This is a genomic window from Corallococcus exercitus (genome assembly GCF_042231735.1).
GTDB lineage: Bacteria > Myxococcota > Myxococcia > Myxococcales > Myxococcaceae > Corallococcus > Corallococcus exercitus_B.
In genome coordinates, this window is sequence record NZ_CP102577.1 from 4,551,322 (window position 1) to 4,567,458 (window position 16,137).

Here is a 16,137-nt window from a genome sequence, read left to right on the forward strand (position 1 = left end):
AGCACGGGCTCCTCAACACTGACGCCACACCGGAGGGATGTGGCAGCGGACGGCTGAGGGCTCCACCATGCCGGCCCCTGAGGGGGTGGGCATGGCGGACCTGCGCAGGGGGATGAGCATTCTCGACCTCATCGGCTGGGCGCCGCCGAGCTCGCTCTCCATGGTGCCCGCCGATGTCGCCCGGGTGCTCGAGCAGATGGCGGTGCTCGACGTCCGGACGCTGGAGAGCCAGAACGCGTTCATCCACCAGGGCATCCTGCGCTCTCCCCTGGGCGCCCTGTCCCCCAAGGATGGACGCGAGGTCGACACGGCCGACCTCCGCTACGGCGTCCCGTTCCAGCTCGCCTTCCGGCGCGCCACGCCTGGCGCCGGACAGACCGTGGAGCCGCGGCCCGGGGGCTTCACGCTCGACCTGCTGCTGAACCGGATGTCGGTTCCCATGCCCTTCCTCGCCGCCCGGCTGGTGCCGGCGGAGGGCGTCCACCCCGCCCACCTGGTCCAGGACGAGAACGGCCGCAAGGTCCGGCTGGTCGCCAGCGGCGTCTACCGCTTCGAGCTGCGCCCGGACGGCGGCTTCGACACCGGGTTCGTGGACAGCCCCGACCCCTTCGACCCGGAAGCGCCCGCGGGCGCCGTCTTCCAGTGCTGGTTCGAGCCGCCCCACTTCGTCATGGGGAACGTCGGCGTCACCGTCCGCAAGGTCACCATCGACAGCTCCACCGCCGTCACCCCCGACGCCGTGCTGGCCCGTGGCCAGGATGCCTCCTGGCAGGGCATCGCCATTGAAGAGGCCACGTTCTACTTCCCGGGCAACACGCCCGTGCTCGGCCGTGCCTCCCTGGGCATCAAGGACCTCCTGCTCGGCAGCCCCTTCGGGCTCCAGTTGGAGGTGAACGCGGAGCTTGGCCGCGACCTCGCCGCCCTCACCGACCCGCTCGCCGGCAAGGTGCAGCTCTTCGCCGAGGGCAGCTCCACGCCCCTGCCCCTCACGAAGCTGGACACCCGCCGCTTCAGCGTCGCCGTGCCCGGGGACGCCCCCCCGCGCGTGCGGGCCCACCTGCCCCAGCCGCCCCAGGGCCTGGAGGTGGGCTGGGTCCTCCCGGATGAAAGCACCGCCAGCGGGCTGACCTCGCCGGACTTCGTCGCGCTGCCCGGTCAGGAGCTGAGGCTCGAGGCCCGGCGGCCCGACGCGGACGGCAAGCCCCTGGGCCTGGGCACGACCCGCTTCGTCTTCGTCGACAGCAGGCCGCAGCAGGGCCCCCGCATCGACCTCGTCCTCGGCCCTGGGAGGCGCGTGCTCAACGTCCTCCACGTGAGCGGCACCGCGGCGGAGCTGGCGGGCCTGGTGTTCAGCACCAGCGACGACAGCCGGACGCAGTGGCGCTGGGACTTGTCGGGCGAGCGCGCCACCTTCTCCGGCTCCAGCTTCACCCTCGGCGCGCGCGAGCAGCTCCCCGGCCCCATCGCCCGGGGGACCCTGGGCTACCACCTGCTGCGCGCGCGCTCGGGCGCCCATCAGCGGCGCGTCGCCATCCAGCTGCTCGAGCGTGGCGAGCTCGTCATCGGCTGCGAGGCCGGCGTCTTCCTGCGCGACGGCACCCGGCTGAAGGCGCTCTCCGTGGAGCCGGCCCACTCGCTGCACAGCTGGCACTCGGTGCACGCCATCCAGCCGGCGGAGGGCGTGGCGCGGCTCGGGGTGGACGGCACCGTCGACGCGCGGTCCGACACGGTGGCGCTCGTCACCGTGAAGACGGGCCTCACGGCGCCGGCCCCCGGAAACACTCCGCCCCCCACCACCCCACCGGAGCGTCCCTCGGACTCCACCTTCAGCCTCTTCATGGCGCATGGAGGCGAGGAGCCCCTGTTCCTGGAGGGGGGCGCCCGGGGCTCGCGCGCGGTCATGCGGGATGCGCTCGCGGACTGGGCGCGGCCCTGGCACGCGTACGACGCCCAGGTGCGGTTCCTCATCGTGGGCCGGACCAACGACCTGGGCTCGGATGGCTTCAACACGCCGCTGGCGGCGCGGCGCGCGCAGGCCGTGGGAGCGCTGCTGACGGAGGCGCTCGCCGAGACGGGCATCCCCGCCACCACGCCTTCGGGCAACCGCATCCTCCTGCGCGGCGAGTTCGACCCGCTGCTCCCGGGTGAGGCGGCGCTCCCGGACTACTACGCCTTCGACGCGTCCCTCGTGCCCCCGGGGCTCGACGTCGCGTTCCCCACGACGCCCTTCGTCGGCGGGCTCCTGGAGCACGTGTACGCGGGCAAGCTCGGCAGTGACGACCCGGCGAAGAAGGTGGCGAACCAGGAGCGCCCTCCCCGCCCCGACTACCGCCGGGCCACCGTCCACGCCCACAGCACGAAGCCCCTGGAGCCCGCGCCCGGGCCGCAGCCGGAGCCGGACGCGCTGCCCGGCCTGGAGCGCGAGGTCTACGTGCCCGGGACGGATTGGAGCCCCACCGCCCCCACGCCGCCGTCCGACCCCAGCTACCCCTACGCCGTCCGCGCCCGCGTCATCTGGGACAGCCCGCAGGTGAACGACCGCGCGGATGCCACCCCCACCCTGGTGGAGGTCTCCATCACCTGGGTCCAGCAGGGGCTGCCCCTCCCCGAGGACCCGACGTCGGTGCAGGACCCCGCGAACCCGGACCCGGACACCCCGCGGCGGCTGGTGGAGCTGCAGGACGCGCGCGGGACACGGGCGGACGAGCACACGATGCTCGGGCGCTTCACCCACGACGTGCGCAGCGGAGAGACGGTCCTCACCCTGCGCTTCGACTCGCGCGGCGAGCCCTCGGGCTGGCGGCGCACGAATGATCCGCTCACCGCCACCACCCTGGCGCTCGCGCCCGGCCTGCTGCCCGGGCTGTCGGCGGTGGGACTCGACAACCTGGGCGCGCGCATGCTCGCGCTGCTGTCCGCCTCCGCGCTGCTCACCCGCGCGGTGCCGTCCGCGGAGACGGTGCTCCACGCGGTGGAGGCGGAGTTCCGCATGCTCGGGCTCGGCGAGTTGGAGGACTCGCGCTTCCGCTTCACCGTGGACTACAGCGTCGCGCTCCAGGTGGACGCGCTCGGCGTGAAGACCGATGAGCCGCTGCAGCTGCGCTACCGCGGCGTCGGCGTGCTCGTGGACACGCGCCTGTCCTTCCCGGACAACCTCAGCCTCGTCTTCGAGGACGCCGACATCGACGTGGAGGACCCCGGGCGCTGGAGCATGCAGGGGGCGCTGGGACAGCTGCTGCGCGTCACCAGCGCCCGGGTGGGCTCGGGCTCCTCTTGGGTTGAGCTGGACCTGGGCTTCGCGCTCGACCTGGGCGTGGTGCGCGTCTCCGGCGCCACGCTGCGCCTCACCTTCACCGGCGGGAACGTGGACGTGGCCCTGCGCGGCCTGGACGTGAGCGTCCACGTGCCCGGGGTGCTGGAGGGCCAGGGCCGCCTTGCACGGGACGCGGGGGGTGGACTGCGCGGCGCGGTGCAGCTCCAGGTCATCCCCGCGGGCCTGTCCTGCGCGGGGGCCGTGGCCTTCGGGGAGCAGGGCTTCTTCACCGTGCAGGTGGACACCACCTTCTCCACGCCCATTCCCCTCTTCACCACCGGCCTGGGCCTCTTCGGCTTCTCCGGACGCTTCGTCTCCAACGGCGCGCGCAACCTCGCCGCGCTTCCGTCCACCGACGTGGTGGAGCGCGAGCTGGCCTGGTACCGGCTGCCTCCGGAGCAGAAGTACGTCCCCCAGCGGGGCCAGTGGGCGCTGGGGCTGGGCGCGGTGGTGGGCACGCTGGCCGACCAGGGCTACAGCTTCCATGCGCGCGGCATGCTCGCGCTGCAGATGCCCGACCTGTCGGTCGTGTTCGGCATCGATGGGCGCTTCCTCGGCCGGCCCGAGCCCGCCACCGAGCGGGACAAGGACCCGGCGGCGGACACGTCGGCGCGGCTGCTGGGCCTGCTCGCGGTGGACTCCAGCGGCGTGGTGCTCGGCATCCGCGGCACCTACGAGTGGCGGCGGCTGCTGCGCGTGGACGTCCCCGTGTCCGGCTTCTTCCCTCGGGCCTCCGGACCCGCGGCGTACCTGCGCGTGGGCGCGGACGGCTTCGAGGGCCGCACCGGCCAGCCCGTCCGCACGGTCATCCTGCCCGGCCGGCTCGACGCGGAGTCCTCCACCTTCCTGATGCTCGAGGAGCGCGGCCTCAAGAACCTGGGCGGGCGCCCCGAGCTGTCCTTCGACGGTTTCTCCGTGGGCTTCGGCTCCCGCTACGAGCTGGACTGGGGCAACGACTCGCTCGGCCTGCATGTCCTGGCGGAGATGCTGGCCGGCATCGGCACGAACCCGCTGACGCTGGGCGCGGCGGTGCGCATCGAGGGCGAGGCGCGCCTGCTGGGGTTGAGCGCCGGCCTCAGCGGCGAGCTGGGCTTCCGCTACGTGGACGTCAGCGGGGGCGCGGACGTGCTGCAGCTGCGCGGCCGCGTCTGCGGCAGGGTCGGCTTCTGGCGCTTCAAGAAGCAGGTCTGCGGCGACGTGCGCCTGGGCGACGGCGACAGCACGGTGCCCCCGCCGCCGCCCGTCAGCGGCCTGGACCTGGTCAGCCCCGAGCAGCGCCTCATCGGCCAGGCCTCGACGACGGCGGGTCAGGGCGCCACGGTGTGGCCGGACGCCATCCCCGTGCTGCACTTCACCAGCCCGGTGACGCTGGCACTGGATGCGGCGACGCACTTCCGGCCGCCTCCGCTCGACGGCTCGGCGTGGGTGGGCCAGGGGGAGGTGCGGCATGCCTACCGCGTGCGCTCCCTGCGCCTGCGCGGGCCGGCGGGCCCGGTCGCCACGGACCTGGACGCGCTCTGGGTGCTGCCCTCGCACCGGCCCTCCCTTCCGCAGGAGGGCGAGGCATCCCTGGGCGACGGCGCGAGGGACCTCCAGCTCATCGCGGGCGAGCCCTACCGGTGGGCCTACAACCTGCTCGACAGCGGAGGCCCGCTGCTGCCGGGAGATCCGGTGGAGAGCCTGGTGCGGCTGTGCAAGCCGTCCCCGGCGGCGCTCCCGGCGAGTGCCGTGGGCCAGGCGGCACGGCGGCTGGGCGACGACCAGGTGTTCCTGCCGCCGCACGCGCCGAGCGCGCCGCCGTTCTCCTCGCGGGTGTCCGCCGTCGTCACCGAGTTCCTCACCGCCGGGACGCCGCTGGCGGCAAGCCTCGACGACATCCTCTCCCAGGGCATCGAGGTCACCGCCGGCACGGTGCGCGCGCTGCCCAACGCCTACGGAAGCGGCGCCCCCGCGCCCATCGTGAGCGCGGCCTGGGAGCCGACGTCATTCCGGGACCGGACGCTCTTCGCGGGCCAGGCCGGCCTGGACGTGCGCTTCGGCTCGCCGCTGCTCCAGCCCCAGGTCGTGCTGGCGCTGGTGAGCCGTGACGACGAACAGACGGGCCGGCGCAGCCGCGCGCACCGCTACCACGACCTGTCCGTGAACCAGCAGTCCACCGACCTCATGCACGAGGGCCAGCGGTACCTGTCCCTGCCGGGCCCCGACGGGACGTACGCCATGAAGGTCCTGGAGACGGTGCCCACCGACCGCCATGCGATTGCCTTCGCGCATGACGGCATCGAGATCCGCCTGGACAAGGTCGCCACCCGGGTCCGGATCATCTTCTACGTGCTGCACCGCACGGACGACGACGTCCAGCCCGGCGGCAACATCACCCTGCAGGCGCTGCGGTTCAACAACACCGTCATCGGCACCGCGCATCGTCAGATTGAACTCGAGAAGGACCTCACGCTCTCCGTCACCAGCAGCACGGCGAACATCGTCAAGGTCCGGCTCACCGGGGGCCATGGCTTCTGCACCCTCGTGGAGCTGCGCTACGAGTTCGAAGGCCCCCCGGCCCTGGCCGGACTGACGGACGTGGAGAACAGCCTGCCGCAGCTCATGGGCACGCGTGTGGATGGGACCCAGGTCGCGTGGAGTTCCCAGGTCCTCGCCAATCCTCCGCCCGGGCACACCCTGGTCCGCTACCAGCCCCCGGCGGGCGCGACGACGTGGCGCTCGGTCCGGGTCCCTCCCTGCAAGGGCCGGCACCTGGCGCTGCTCAGCGTCTCCGGCGTCACGCAGGAGGCGGAGCTGCGGCGCCAGCGGGACCAGGCGTCACGGCAGGCGCAGGTGACGCAGTGGAACGCGCTGGCCCTCCGGACGCTGGGGCGCCCCCTGCTCGACGCCAACACGCCCTACACGCTGGAAGTCCACTGGGACGTCCAGACCTGGTCGCGCCGCACGCCCGGGGGTGAGCTGGGCACGCAGCTGGAGCCGCCGGCGGACCCCTGGGCCGCGCCGGGCCCGATGCACTCCGCCACCACCGCGTTCCACTTCCGCACCGCGCCCGCGGCGGCGTCGCTGTCCGCGCCCCCGCCCGACGTCACGAACGAGGCGACGTTCGACCCGCGCAACCTGTCGCGCTACCTGCTGGGACTGGACCCGGGCGACGCCAGCGGCCCCCACTTCCCGGACGACCCGCTGCGGGTGCACTTCCAGGTGGAGCACGTGGGCCGGCTGCTGGGGAAGTACGGCCGCACCCTGGCCGTGCGCATCCGGCGCACCGACCCGCCCGCGGGGACGGTGGACGCGGGCCAGCGGGCCCTGCCGGACCTGGGCCAGGGCGTGCCCGCCACCTGGGAGCCGCTCCCCATCGAGGCCCTGCTGCCCCTGCAGCGGCGCCTCCAGGACCTGGCCACGCGCGCGCCCTGCCTGAAGGTGCCCCGGTTCGACGGCAGCACCCTGCGGGTCCAACCCACGCTCGTGCCGGGTGCGACCTACGAGGTCCAGCTCGCGGCCCCGCTCCTCTCCGCGCCCGACGCCGCCAACGCGCCCCTCTTCGCCCAGGCGTTGATCCGCGCCTCCCGCTACCCCAGCCCTCGCGCGCTGCTCGACGCGCTGGGGCTGACGGAGCCGCTCCCCAGCCCCTTCCTCCCCTCGGAGGTGGCGGTGGCCGTCCCCGTGCCCACCACGCCCCTCCTCGACGATGACCGCGCGTTCGAGGACACGCTGGCCGTGCTCGGGTTGGATCCATGGCCGGCCCCGCGCGAGCCCCGCGTGGTGCTGCTGATGCAGCCAGGGGCCCCCTTCCGCCTCGCGGGCGTCCTCGTGGAGGCGGAGGAGCCGCTGCACCGGCCCGGCCGGCTCGAGCTCCAGCAGGCCTCCGTCCTCAGGCTCCCGGCAAACGGTGCTCCCGTGATGGAGGCCGCGCTCTCCGTCGTGCGGAGGGATCGCGCGGGAACGCGCCTGCTGCTCGCGCCGTCCAGCCCGCTGCCAATCGACGCCGCCAGCAGGCTCCTCGACGTCACCCTGCTGCGCGGTGGCACGCAGCTGCGGGGCCGCCGCCACGTGTTCGCGCAGGGGTCCGCCCTCGCCTTGGAGGTGCTCGGATGAGCCCCGTCAACCTCGACAGCATCCATGCCTACGTGCTCGCCGCGCCCGACGAGCTGGGCGGGCTGGCCATGGACCCTGGAACGGCCCCGCACCTGGACGGGGCGGGGCTCTACTTCCGGCTGCTCCCGCATCCGGAGATGGCCCTGCCCCGCACGCACCTGCGGGTGTTCCGGCACAACCTCGGCTTCCCCGCGACCTCGCTCATCCGTCGCGACATCGACTGGCGTGACGCCAGCGGCAATCCCCTCTTCCCGCCGTTCAACGTCAACACCGGCAGTCCCGTCACCGGCTACCTGCCGGAGACGGGGACGTGCACCTGGCTCACGGTGGAGCTGACCGGGGCGGTCAACCTGACCCTGGACGCCTACGCCTTCACCCCCACGGGCCGCACGCGGGTGGTGAGCAAGGCGGGCTCGCCCTACACGGTGACCGCGACGCCCATCAACGCCATCGTGCTCACGGGGAAGGCCACGGTGACGGGGATGCGCTGGCTCGCGGCGCAGGACGTGCTCGACGCGGCCCGGGAAGCGAACACGCCGCTCTTTCGGCGCATGGCCCTGCCCATCCCCAGCGGCACCTTCTACCAGGGCATCCCCGATGCGAATGCCCAGGCCGCCGCGCGGCTCCTGCGCACCGCGCCCAAGCGGCGGGGCATGGACGAATCACCGGAGGCCGTGGAGCCCGCGAGCTGCGCCACCGCCACGCCGCAGGACGAACAGACGCGGCTGGCCGCGCTCCTCCCGGAGATCAACAGCCGCCTCCAGGCCCTCGTCAACACCGCCACGCCCGAGTCGCTGACCGAGAGCCAGCCGCTCAACGGCCCCGGAGGCGGCGGAGCGAACAACGCGCTGACGCTGGGAACGCTCCCGCTGCTGTACCAGGCCCTCCACGACCCGGGCATCGCGAGCTGGGTGGGCTTGTTCGACGCCGACCTGTCGCCACCGACGACGACGGCCGGGCACGTGGTGGCGTACATCATCGCGGGCACCTGGCGCTCGCGACACCCGCCCATCATCATCGAGTCCGCGCCGTCAACCGGCGACGCGGACGCGCCGTCCACCCGCGCGCTGTTCGAGCCCACCGAGATGGCCGTGGTGCTGTGCGCCGCGGTGGCCCGCACGCCCGCGCCCCCACCCGTGCCCACGCTCGGGCCCGTCCGGTTGGGGCCCTTCATGCCCCGCGCGGTGCCCCAGGCCCGGCGGCAGGTGGGCGTCCCGGTGAGCAACCTCCTCGACGGGGGCACCGTCTCCTTCATCCGCGGTGAAGGCGCCACCTTCACGAGCCTGCACCGGATGGCGGGAGGACGCGCCCGCCCGCTGGTGCCGGAGCGCCTGACCGAACCGACGCGCGGTGAGCTCGTCGACACCACCGCGCCCGCCTCGCAGGTCACGTACCGCGTCGCCCAGCGGGACCTCGTGGGCCGCTGGGGCAACGCCGGGACGGTGACGGCCGCGGCGCTCACCAGGCCTCCACCGCCCGCGCCCACGCTCCGCGTCGCCTATGAGCAGCCCCCGGTGCCCTCGCCCATGCCGACAGGCCTGCTGTCGGGGACGCTGCGCGTGCGCGTACCCGTGCCCGCGGCCGGAGCGCTGGCGCCGGGCGCGAACCTGCTCGACCGAGCCGAGGTCACGCTCGACGGCGTCCCCTTCGCCCAGAGCGTGGGCACGGCGGCCGTGCTGTCCTTCGACCTCCAGGGTCCGCCGCTCGAGCGCGCCGGCCGCCGCGAGGTCACCCTGGTGGCCCGCTTCGTGGACACGGGCGGCGTGGCCTCGGCCAGCTCCGAGCCCCAGCGGCTGGTGCTCAGGGATCCGCGCTCGGCCCTCACGCCCGCGGTGGCCCCGGGCCTGCGCTTCACCACCCGTCCCGACGCCACGGGCCGCGCGCGCGTGCGGCTCGCCTTCACCACCGCCACGGGGCAGCGCGCCTTCCGGCTGTTCTACTCGGACGAGCGGCGCCTGCTGCACCACCTCCGGAGGCTCGTGGAGCTCTCCGGTCCCGAGGCGCCGCGAGCCCGGGCCGCGCTCGACGCCCTGGCCGCCGCCTCCGACGTGGCCGCGCGCGCGCCCCTCTTCGAGCGTGAAGCGTCCCTCTTCGGCAGGGAGCTGTTCGAGCCCGTGGGCGCGCCCATCAACGCTCCGGCCACGCCCGGCGAGCAGCGCCTGGAGCACGACCTGCCCGCGTCCCTGCGCGTGCTGTCGTTCTACCGGGTCGTCTCCGTGAGCGAGGCCCAGGTGGAGTCTCCGTTCTCCGAAGCCATCCTGGTGCCGGTGGCGGTGCTCCGCGACGACAGCCCGCAACGGCCGGTGCTGGAGGTCTCCGCCCGGCCGGAGCAACCCGGTCAGCCGCTGGCCGCGCGGGTGCGCATCCGCGTGCCCCGAGGCCCCTTCACCGCCGCGGAGTTCCGCCTGCTGCGCGGAATCGAAGGAGGCCAGGACCTGAACCGGATGGTGGTGGTGGCCCAGGGCCCCATCGCCCCGGCCTCCGACCCCGACGGAGTGCAGGAGGTCGAGCTCTCCGATACGGGCGCGTCCCTGCTCGCGCCCTCGAAGACGTTGCGTCCGTTCCTTCGCTACACCTGGCGTGCGCAGGTCCGCGCCGCGCCCGCGCCGGGAGGAGGACCGCCGGCCGCCTGGAGCGAGCCCAGCGCCCTGGTGGCCACCACCTTCGTGCCGCAGCTTCCTCCCGCGCCCGTGACGGGGCTGACGGTCCAGCAGCAGGCCACCCCGGCCGCGCTGCGCTTCGGGCACCAGGATCCGCTGCTGGACGGAGGGCCGGTGGGCCGCTACGTCTTCGAGGTCGACCGGCAGCTCCCGGGTGAGCAGCTCGAGCGCATCAAGACCCTGCCCGCGGACCTGCCGCCCGCGTCGGGCGGACGCGGCGCGGACGGGCTGTTCCGCGTGACGGACACCCGGGTCGTCCCCGTGGGGACCCGCTACCGCGTGTGCCTGCGCGACCCGATGGGGCGCACGAGCCCGCCCGCCATCTGCACCCTGGAAAGCCCCTGAGGAATGCCATGCCTGCGCTGATCCCTTCCTCCGAGCAGCTCGGGCTGGTGTCGCCCGCCCTGGGCCCGTGGTTCGCGAACCCGCTCGGCGCCGGGCCCGCGGCACTGCCCGCGCCGGGTGACGACCTGTCCGTGTCCCTGACGCTGCCTGCGGGGACCGCGTGGCTTCCGCCCGCCACGGGCACCCTGTCGATGTTCGTCCAGACGGCCCCACCGCCGCCGGAGCGCGTGTCCCGCCTGCCGCGAGGCGTGGATGGCGGCGCCGCGCCCTTCGGCGCCGGCCACCTGGTGGCCCTCTTCACCCTGCTGCCGGAGGTGGAGGCCCGCCTCGACGCGCTGCTGAGCGGCGTGCTCGGCCCGCCGGATGGGCGCGGGGCCATCGCCGGGACCCGCTCCCGGGCCCGCGTGCGCACCCTCGCGCTCGAGCTGCTCGAGCCCGCCGTGCTCGACACGAACCGCTGGGACGTGGACCCCACGCTGGTGGGACTCGGGGACGCCGCGCAGCAGGCACAGGTCGTGGGCCTCCAGTTGGCGGCGCAGACGGGCGCGGCGCTGACGAACGGTCCGCTGCCCATGTCGGACCTCAAGCGCGCGGGACGCTTCAACGGCGCGTTCCAGCCGCTGCTCGTTGCTCGCGCGAGCCTGCCCGTGAAGCTCTGGGCCTTCGACCTTCGCGGGCGCCCCGTCGACGCGGGCGCGGTCGCCGCGTGGTGGCAGGCGCTCGCCAATGCCTTCCTGGTGCCCGGCTCCGCCAACTCGCTGTGGGCGGAGGGCCTCACCGGCGCGGATCAGCGCACCCAGGCCGTCCAGGACGCGCGCACCGTCCACCTGGTCAACGCGCACCTGGCCGCGCCCATCGACGGCCTGGACACGCTGACGACCAACGCCACCGGCACCGGCCAGGTGCGCCGCGCCACGGGTGCGGGTGCCGTGAACCTGAGCCTGCCCGCGCCGGCGCCGGATGCCCCGGTCCGCAGGCTGGGGCTGCTTCCCCAGGGGCGCATGGGCACCAGCGTGCAGCTCTGGCCCGCCACGGCCACCGCGCCCGCCCGGGACTTCGTGCGCGTGGCCCTGGTCGACGTGGAGCAGCACCTGCTGGGCCATCCCCGCTCGTCGAACGCCGTCCTGCGGCGCACCACGCCGCCCATCCAGCCGTCCCCGTCACCGGTGCTCCTCGACACCACCGACGAGGTGATCAGCGCCGTGGTGCAGACGCTCTCCGGAAGCGGCGAGCGGACGCTCCTGTGCTCCACCGTGGAGCGGGACCTGGGGGCGCTGAGCCCGCCAACGCCCATCCCCGGCACGGCGCCTCTCACCTTCCCCCTGCTGAGCGGGGAGGACCTGACCGTCGAGGCCCTGCGCGGCGGAGGCACGGCCAACAACGGAGTCGTCACGGGCCAGCGGGTGCTGGTGACGCTGAGGCTGGGGACGGAGCTGGCCGGGGCGTGGGTGCGGGTGTGGCCCCAGGGCTTCGACCGTGAGACGGCCCAGCACTTCCGCATGGACGGAGGCGCGGGCCCGGTGCGCGTCGACGGTCAGGCGCGCGTGGTGGTGACCCTGCCGGATGGAGACGTGAGTGCGTCCGCGCCGCTGTCCCTGGACGTCCTGGTCGTGGCGCGAGCGAGGGAGAGCCGCCACATCGCCGGGCTGCGCTTCCAGCGCCCCGCGCCCGTGGGAGGCACACCGGTGTCGCTCGCGTCCACGAACGCGCCCCTCCTGGTCTGCGAGCTGAATGCCCAGCCCTTCGCGAACGCGTCGGCCCTCACGGGAGTCATTCCTTCTGGCGCCAGCGTGGTGGCGCTCTCCACGCCCCCGGCCCTGGTGGACCGCGCCACGATTCCCAACACCGCCTGGGCCGCGCCCACCCTGGCCAGCACGCTGAACGCGCTGCGCCTGGAGCTCACGCCTCCGGCCTTCCGCAACCTCCCTCCGGGTGACCCGGCGGAGCGCTTCACCGGAGCGGGCGCCACCGTGCGCAGCCTCGGGCGCGTCACCCTGAGCAGCTTCCTGGCCTCGCCGGGCCTGCGCCCTCCCGCGGGGCCACTGCCGAGCCAGGAGCGGCTGGAGGTCGTGGCCGGCAGGGTCGACCGCGCCAACGCCCAGCTGGAGGCCGTCATCGGCGCCACGCCCTGCCTGTCGCGCTACCACGAGCTGCTGCCCCATCCCCAAGCCCATCCCGGAGCCCCTGGAGCCCCCGAGGTGCACGGCACGGGCGCGCGGCTGGTGGGGCCGGCCGCGGTGCGCGCCGTGGAGCTGCTTCGCGAGCGCACCCACTCCACCACGCCCGCCCTGGCCACCGCCGCCGCGACGCCGCTGCCGCAGCCTGCGGCGGCCGCGAACGCCACGGTCTGGACCGCCGTGCTCCAGACGGTGGCCGCGGCCGTGGAGGGCGAGGCGCCCCTCGTCCCGCAGGCCACGGGCCTCCCGTTCTACCCGTTCGGCCAGTCGCTCGCGGACGCCTTGTCGTTCCTGTCCGGAAGGATTCCCGGGATGCCCGCGGCGCCCCCGGGAGCCGCCGAGGCCGCCTCCGTCGCGCGGGCCCTGGACCGCCGCGTGCGCGTGGCCTCGCGAGGCGCGCGGGAGGGCTGGGCCTCCGTGCTGGGCGCCATCGAGCGCGCCCAGGACTTCGTCTACATCGAGACGCCCGCCTTCGACCCCGTCGCATTCATCGGGGACGCGGAGCTGGAGCCTCGGCCGGGCCGCACGCCGTGGCACGCGCTCATCGAGCGGCTGGCCGCGGTGCCCGGACTGCACGCCTTCGTGTGCCTGCCGGTGGACCTCCTGCCCGGCCTGCCGCGGAGGTTGGCCCGCCTGCGCGACGAGCTCATCGCCGGGCTCGAAGCGGCCAGCACCCGCGCGGTGGTGTTCTCACCCGCGACGGGGCCGGGCCGGAGCCTGCGCCTGGCCTCCACCACGGTCATCGTGGACGACGTCCATGCCCTCACGGGGACCACGCACCTGTCCCGGCGGGGCCTGACGTTCGACGCGTCCGTCGCCGTCGCCGCCTTCGACGAGCAGCTCGTGGACGACCGCGCGAGAGAGGTCCGCGACTTCCGCCGCACGCTGATTGCGGGGCGGCTGGGAGTCGACCTGGCCCTGCTGCCCGACGAGCCCCCGGCCCTCTTCGACGCCATCCGGAGGCTCATCGACACCGGGGGGCGCGGCCGGCTCGCGGTGGAGCCGTACACGCTCCCCGACACACCAACTGGCAACCTCACCGCCGACGCCTGGAACCCGGATGGCTCGCCGGGCACCAGCTTCGACATCCTCACGAGGCTCACCGCCCTGCTGACCGGCATCCAGGCCGAGCTGGAGGAAGAGCTCCCCACATCCTGAGGCGAAGCGGGCCTCCTCAGGATGAGCAACCGCGCCATCGACGAGCGGATGTAGGTTCTCTCTCCAGTTCTCGTTCCCGCCCCCTGAATCCGTCCCGGGTCGAGGCGAGGACGCGTGGGAGCACTTGAGGCCGGAAGCACAGCCTACGCCTCGGCATGTGAGCCAGAAGAGCCACGTATCCAGGCCCAGGTCCTGGTGCTCACGCGGCCGCTCCCAACCACTGCACGCAAGCAGGCGACTGTCCCGTGTCAATACGGTCAGCGAAGAGGACAACGCTCGATGCCAGCAGCAGCATCCGGAGCTAAGCTTCTGGGCAAGGAGAGCCACATGGCACGGAAGAAAAACCCCAAGGCGGTGACCGTGAAAGTCGTGGGCAAAAAACCGACTACGCTCGGCGCCAAAAAGATCGGAGAGACGATTCGCATCAGCCAAGAGGTCACGAGTCGAGAGGGCTCGACTCCAGTTGTTCGATTCGAGACCACGACGGTCCAGAAACGCGCTCAAAGCAAGAAGGCCAAGTCGCCCGACTGGATGGAGAACCCCCAGCTTCCGACTCAGCTCCTGACGGCGTTCAGCAAGGCTGTTGACCGGGCGAAGTCGGCGACGGCGAAGTAGCACCATGACCGTTCGCCAAGCGCCATGGTTCATGCTCGTCGGAGGGATTAACGGGGCCGGGAAGAGCACGTTCTCTCAGAGCCCTGAGACGCTGCGCAGCCTCGTCGAGTTATCGGATGCAGATAGTATCCAGATCATCAACCCGGACACGGTCACACGGGCTCTCATGGCAGAGGATCCGAGCCTCGCGCAGTCCGAGGCGAACCGTCGCGCGGCCGACCAATGCGAACAAGACGTCCGGACACTCATCGAGAAGCGGCGGGCGCACTTTGTAATCGAGACAGTGCTGGCGAGCGATAAGTACCGGAGCATCGTTCAGCGTGCGCTGGAACTCGAATGGAACATCCTTTTCGTATACGTAGCACTCCCCTCAGTGGAGGCTGCGCTCGATCGGGTTCGAATTCGCGTAGCCAAGGGGGGCCACGACGTGCCGGAGGAAAAGGTACGGAAGCGTTGGCCTGTTTCACTTCGGAACCTGGCGTGGTTCTGGCGGTCCGCAAACGCGTGCGTACTCATGCTCAACGAGGACAAGCCGGTGTTGCTTGCAAGCAAGCAAAAGGGAACCACTCGAATCGTCGAAACGACTCAGTGTCCGCATGCGGTTGGCCCGGTGCTGAAGGCCACCGCAGAAGCTTGCGGAGTTGTTGACCAACCGGCCGCCGCGCAAGAGTAGCGGCACAGGTGGCCGTGGATCGCACTTCCGACCTGGCCACATTGAATCATCCATGCGTGCATGCAAAGTGACACCTGCTGGGCAAACACCCTGCGCGTGAGCCCTCATACGCAGGACGCGGAAGCGGACGAGATGAGCAACCGCGCCATCCACGAGCGGATGTAGGCCCGGAGCCCGGGCGTCACTCCTCGTCGCCGAAGTAGTCCAGGTCCAGTCGCTTCACCGTGTACGTGGCGACCTCGGTGACACCGACGCCGGAGTCGATCATGAGCTTGGCGAGCTCGCCGCCGTCGATGAGGACGATCTTCTTCTCGATGTGCTTCACGTAGTCGCGGGCCTCGCGGCTGAAGTCCGAGGTCGTGATGAGCACGCCCTTGCGGGCGCGCTGTCCTTCGAGGCTGCCAGCGAACGCCTGGACCACGGGGCGGCCCACAGTGTTGTTCCACCGCTTCGCCTGGATGTAGACGACGTCGAGCCCCAGGCGGTCTTCCTTGATGATGCCGTCAATACCCTCGTCACCGCTCTGGCCAACGGCCTGCCCCGCGTCCTTGCGGGAGCCGCCGTAGCCCATGGTGACGAGGAGGTCGACGACCAGCTTCTCGAAGAACCGTGGGTCACAGGCCTTGATGCGCTCCAGCAGCTCCTCCGCGAGGCGCCGACGCAGCTCCTGGTAGCTCTCTTCGAGGATCTCTTCCGGAGTCTCGTTGGAAACCGGGAGTTCCTGCGCGGACGGCGGGGCGTCCGGAGCGTCATGCTTGAGTGCCGCGAAGGCGTTGTACTCGGGGAACTGCTCCAGGAACTTCATGTCGATGCGCGTCGGCTTGCCCTGGAGGACCTGTCGGCCGCGCGGGGTGATGCGGAAGCGCCCGCGTCCGTTGGCCTCCACGAGCCCGGCTTTCTGCAGGTAGGTCTTCGCCCAACCGACGCGGTTGTGGAGCCGCCGCTGGCGGCCACTGGGGAGCAGCTCGTTGCGCTCCTCCTCGGTGGCCTTGAACTCCACGGCGACGGCATCCACCGCTTCGCCAAGCGTGTGGTCCTTGCCGTCCTGGGTGAGCCGAAGGATCGGGAGCATTGCGCTCTGGAAGTCAGGGACGGGCATGG

6 protein-coding genes are annotated in these 16,137 nt (G+C 72.8%); 5 read left to right on the top strand and 1 reads right to left on the bottom strand.

What is annotated here, in order from left to right:
- Window positions 1–67 precede the first annotated feature (67 nt).
- From NR792_RS17705 to NR792_RS17725, 5 genes are all read left to right on the top strand, one after another.
- A complete protein-coding gene (locus NR792_RS17705) occupies window positions 68–7,408 on the top strand; it encodes a hypothetical protein (protein WP_375761195.1) in 7,341 nt (2,446 codons plus the stop codon).
- A complete protein-coding gene (locus NR792_RS17710; protein WP_375761196.1) occupies window positions 7,405–10,413 on the top strand; it encodes a hypothetical protein in 3,009 nt (1,002 codons plus the stop codon). Before NR792_RS17705 ends, NR792_RS17710 begins: the two co-directional genes overlap by 4 nt.
- 8 nt (window positions 10,414–10,421) lie before the next feature.
- Window positions 10,422–13,748, top strand: coding sequence for a hypothetical protein (locus NR792_RS17715; protein WP_375761197.1), 3,327 nt, complete (start codon window positions 10,422–10,424; stop codon window positions 13,746–13,748).
- Between the two features lie 327 nt (window positions 13,749–14,075).
- Window positions 14,076–14,363, top strand: coding sequence for a hypothetical protein (locus NR792_RS17720; RefSeq protein WP_375761198.1), 288 nt, complete (start codon window positions 14,076–14,078; stop codon window positions 14,361–14,363).
- A gap of 4 nt (window positions 14,364–14,367) precedes the next feature.
- Window positions 14,368–15,036, top strand: a complete 669-nt coding sequence (locus NR792_RS17725) for an AAA family ATPase (protein ID WP_375761199.1) — start codon at window positions 14,368–14,370, stop codon at window positions 15,034–15,036.
- 181 nt (window positions 15,037–15,217) lie between these two features.
- Here the strand turns inward: NR792_RS17725 and NR792_RS17730 are convergent, their stop codons facing one another.
- Entirely contained in the window at window positions 15,218–16,108 is an 891-nt protein-coding gene (locus NR792_RS17730; RefSeq protein ID WP_375761200.1) for a restriction endonuclease, read from the bottom strand.
- Window positions 16,109–16,137 lie beyond the last annotated feature (29 nt).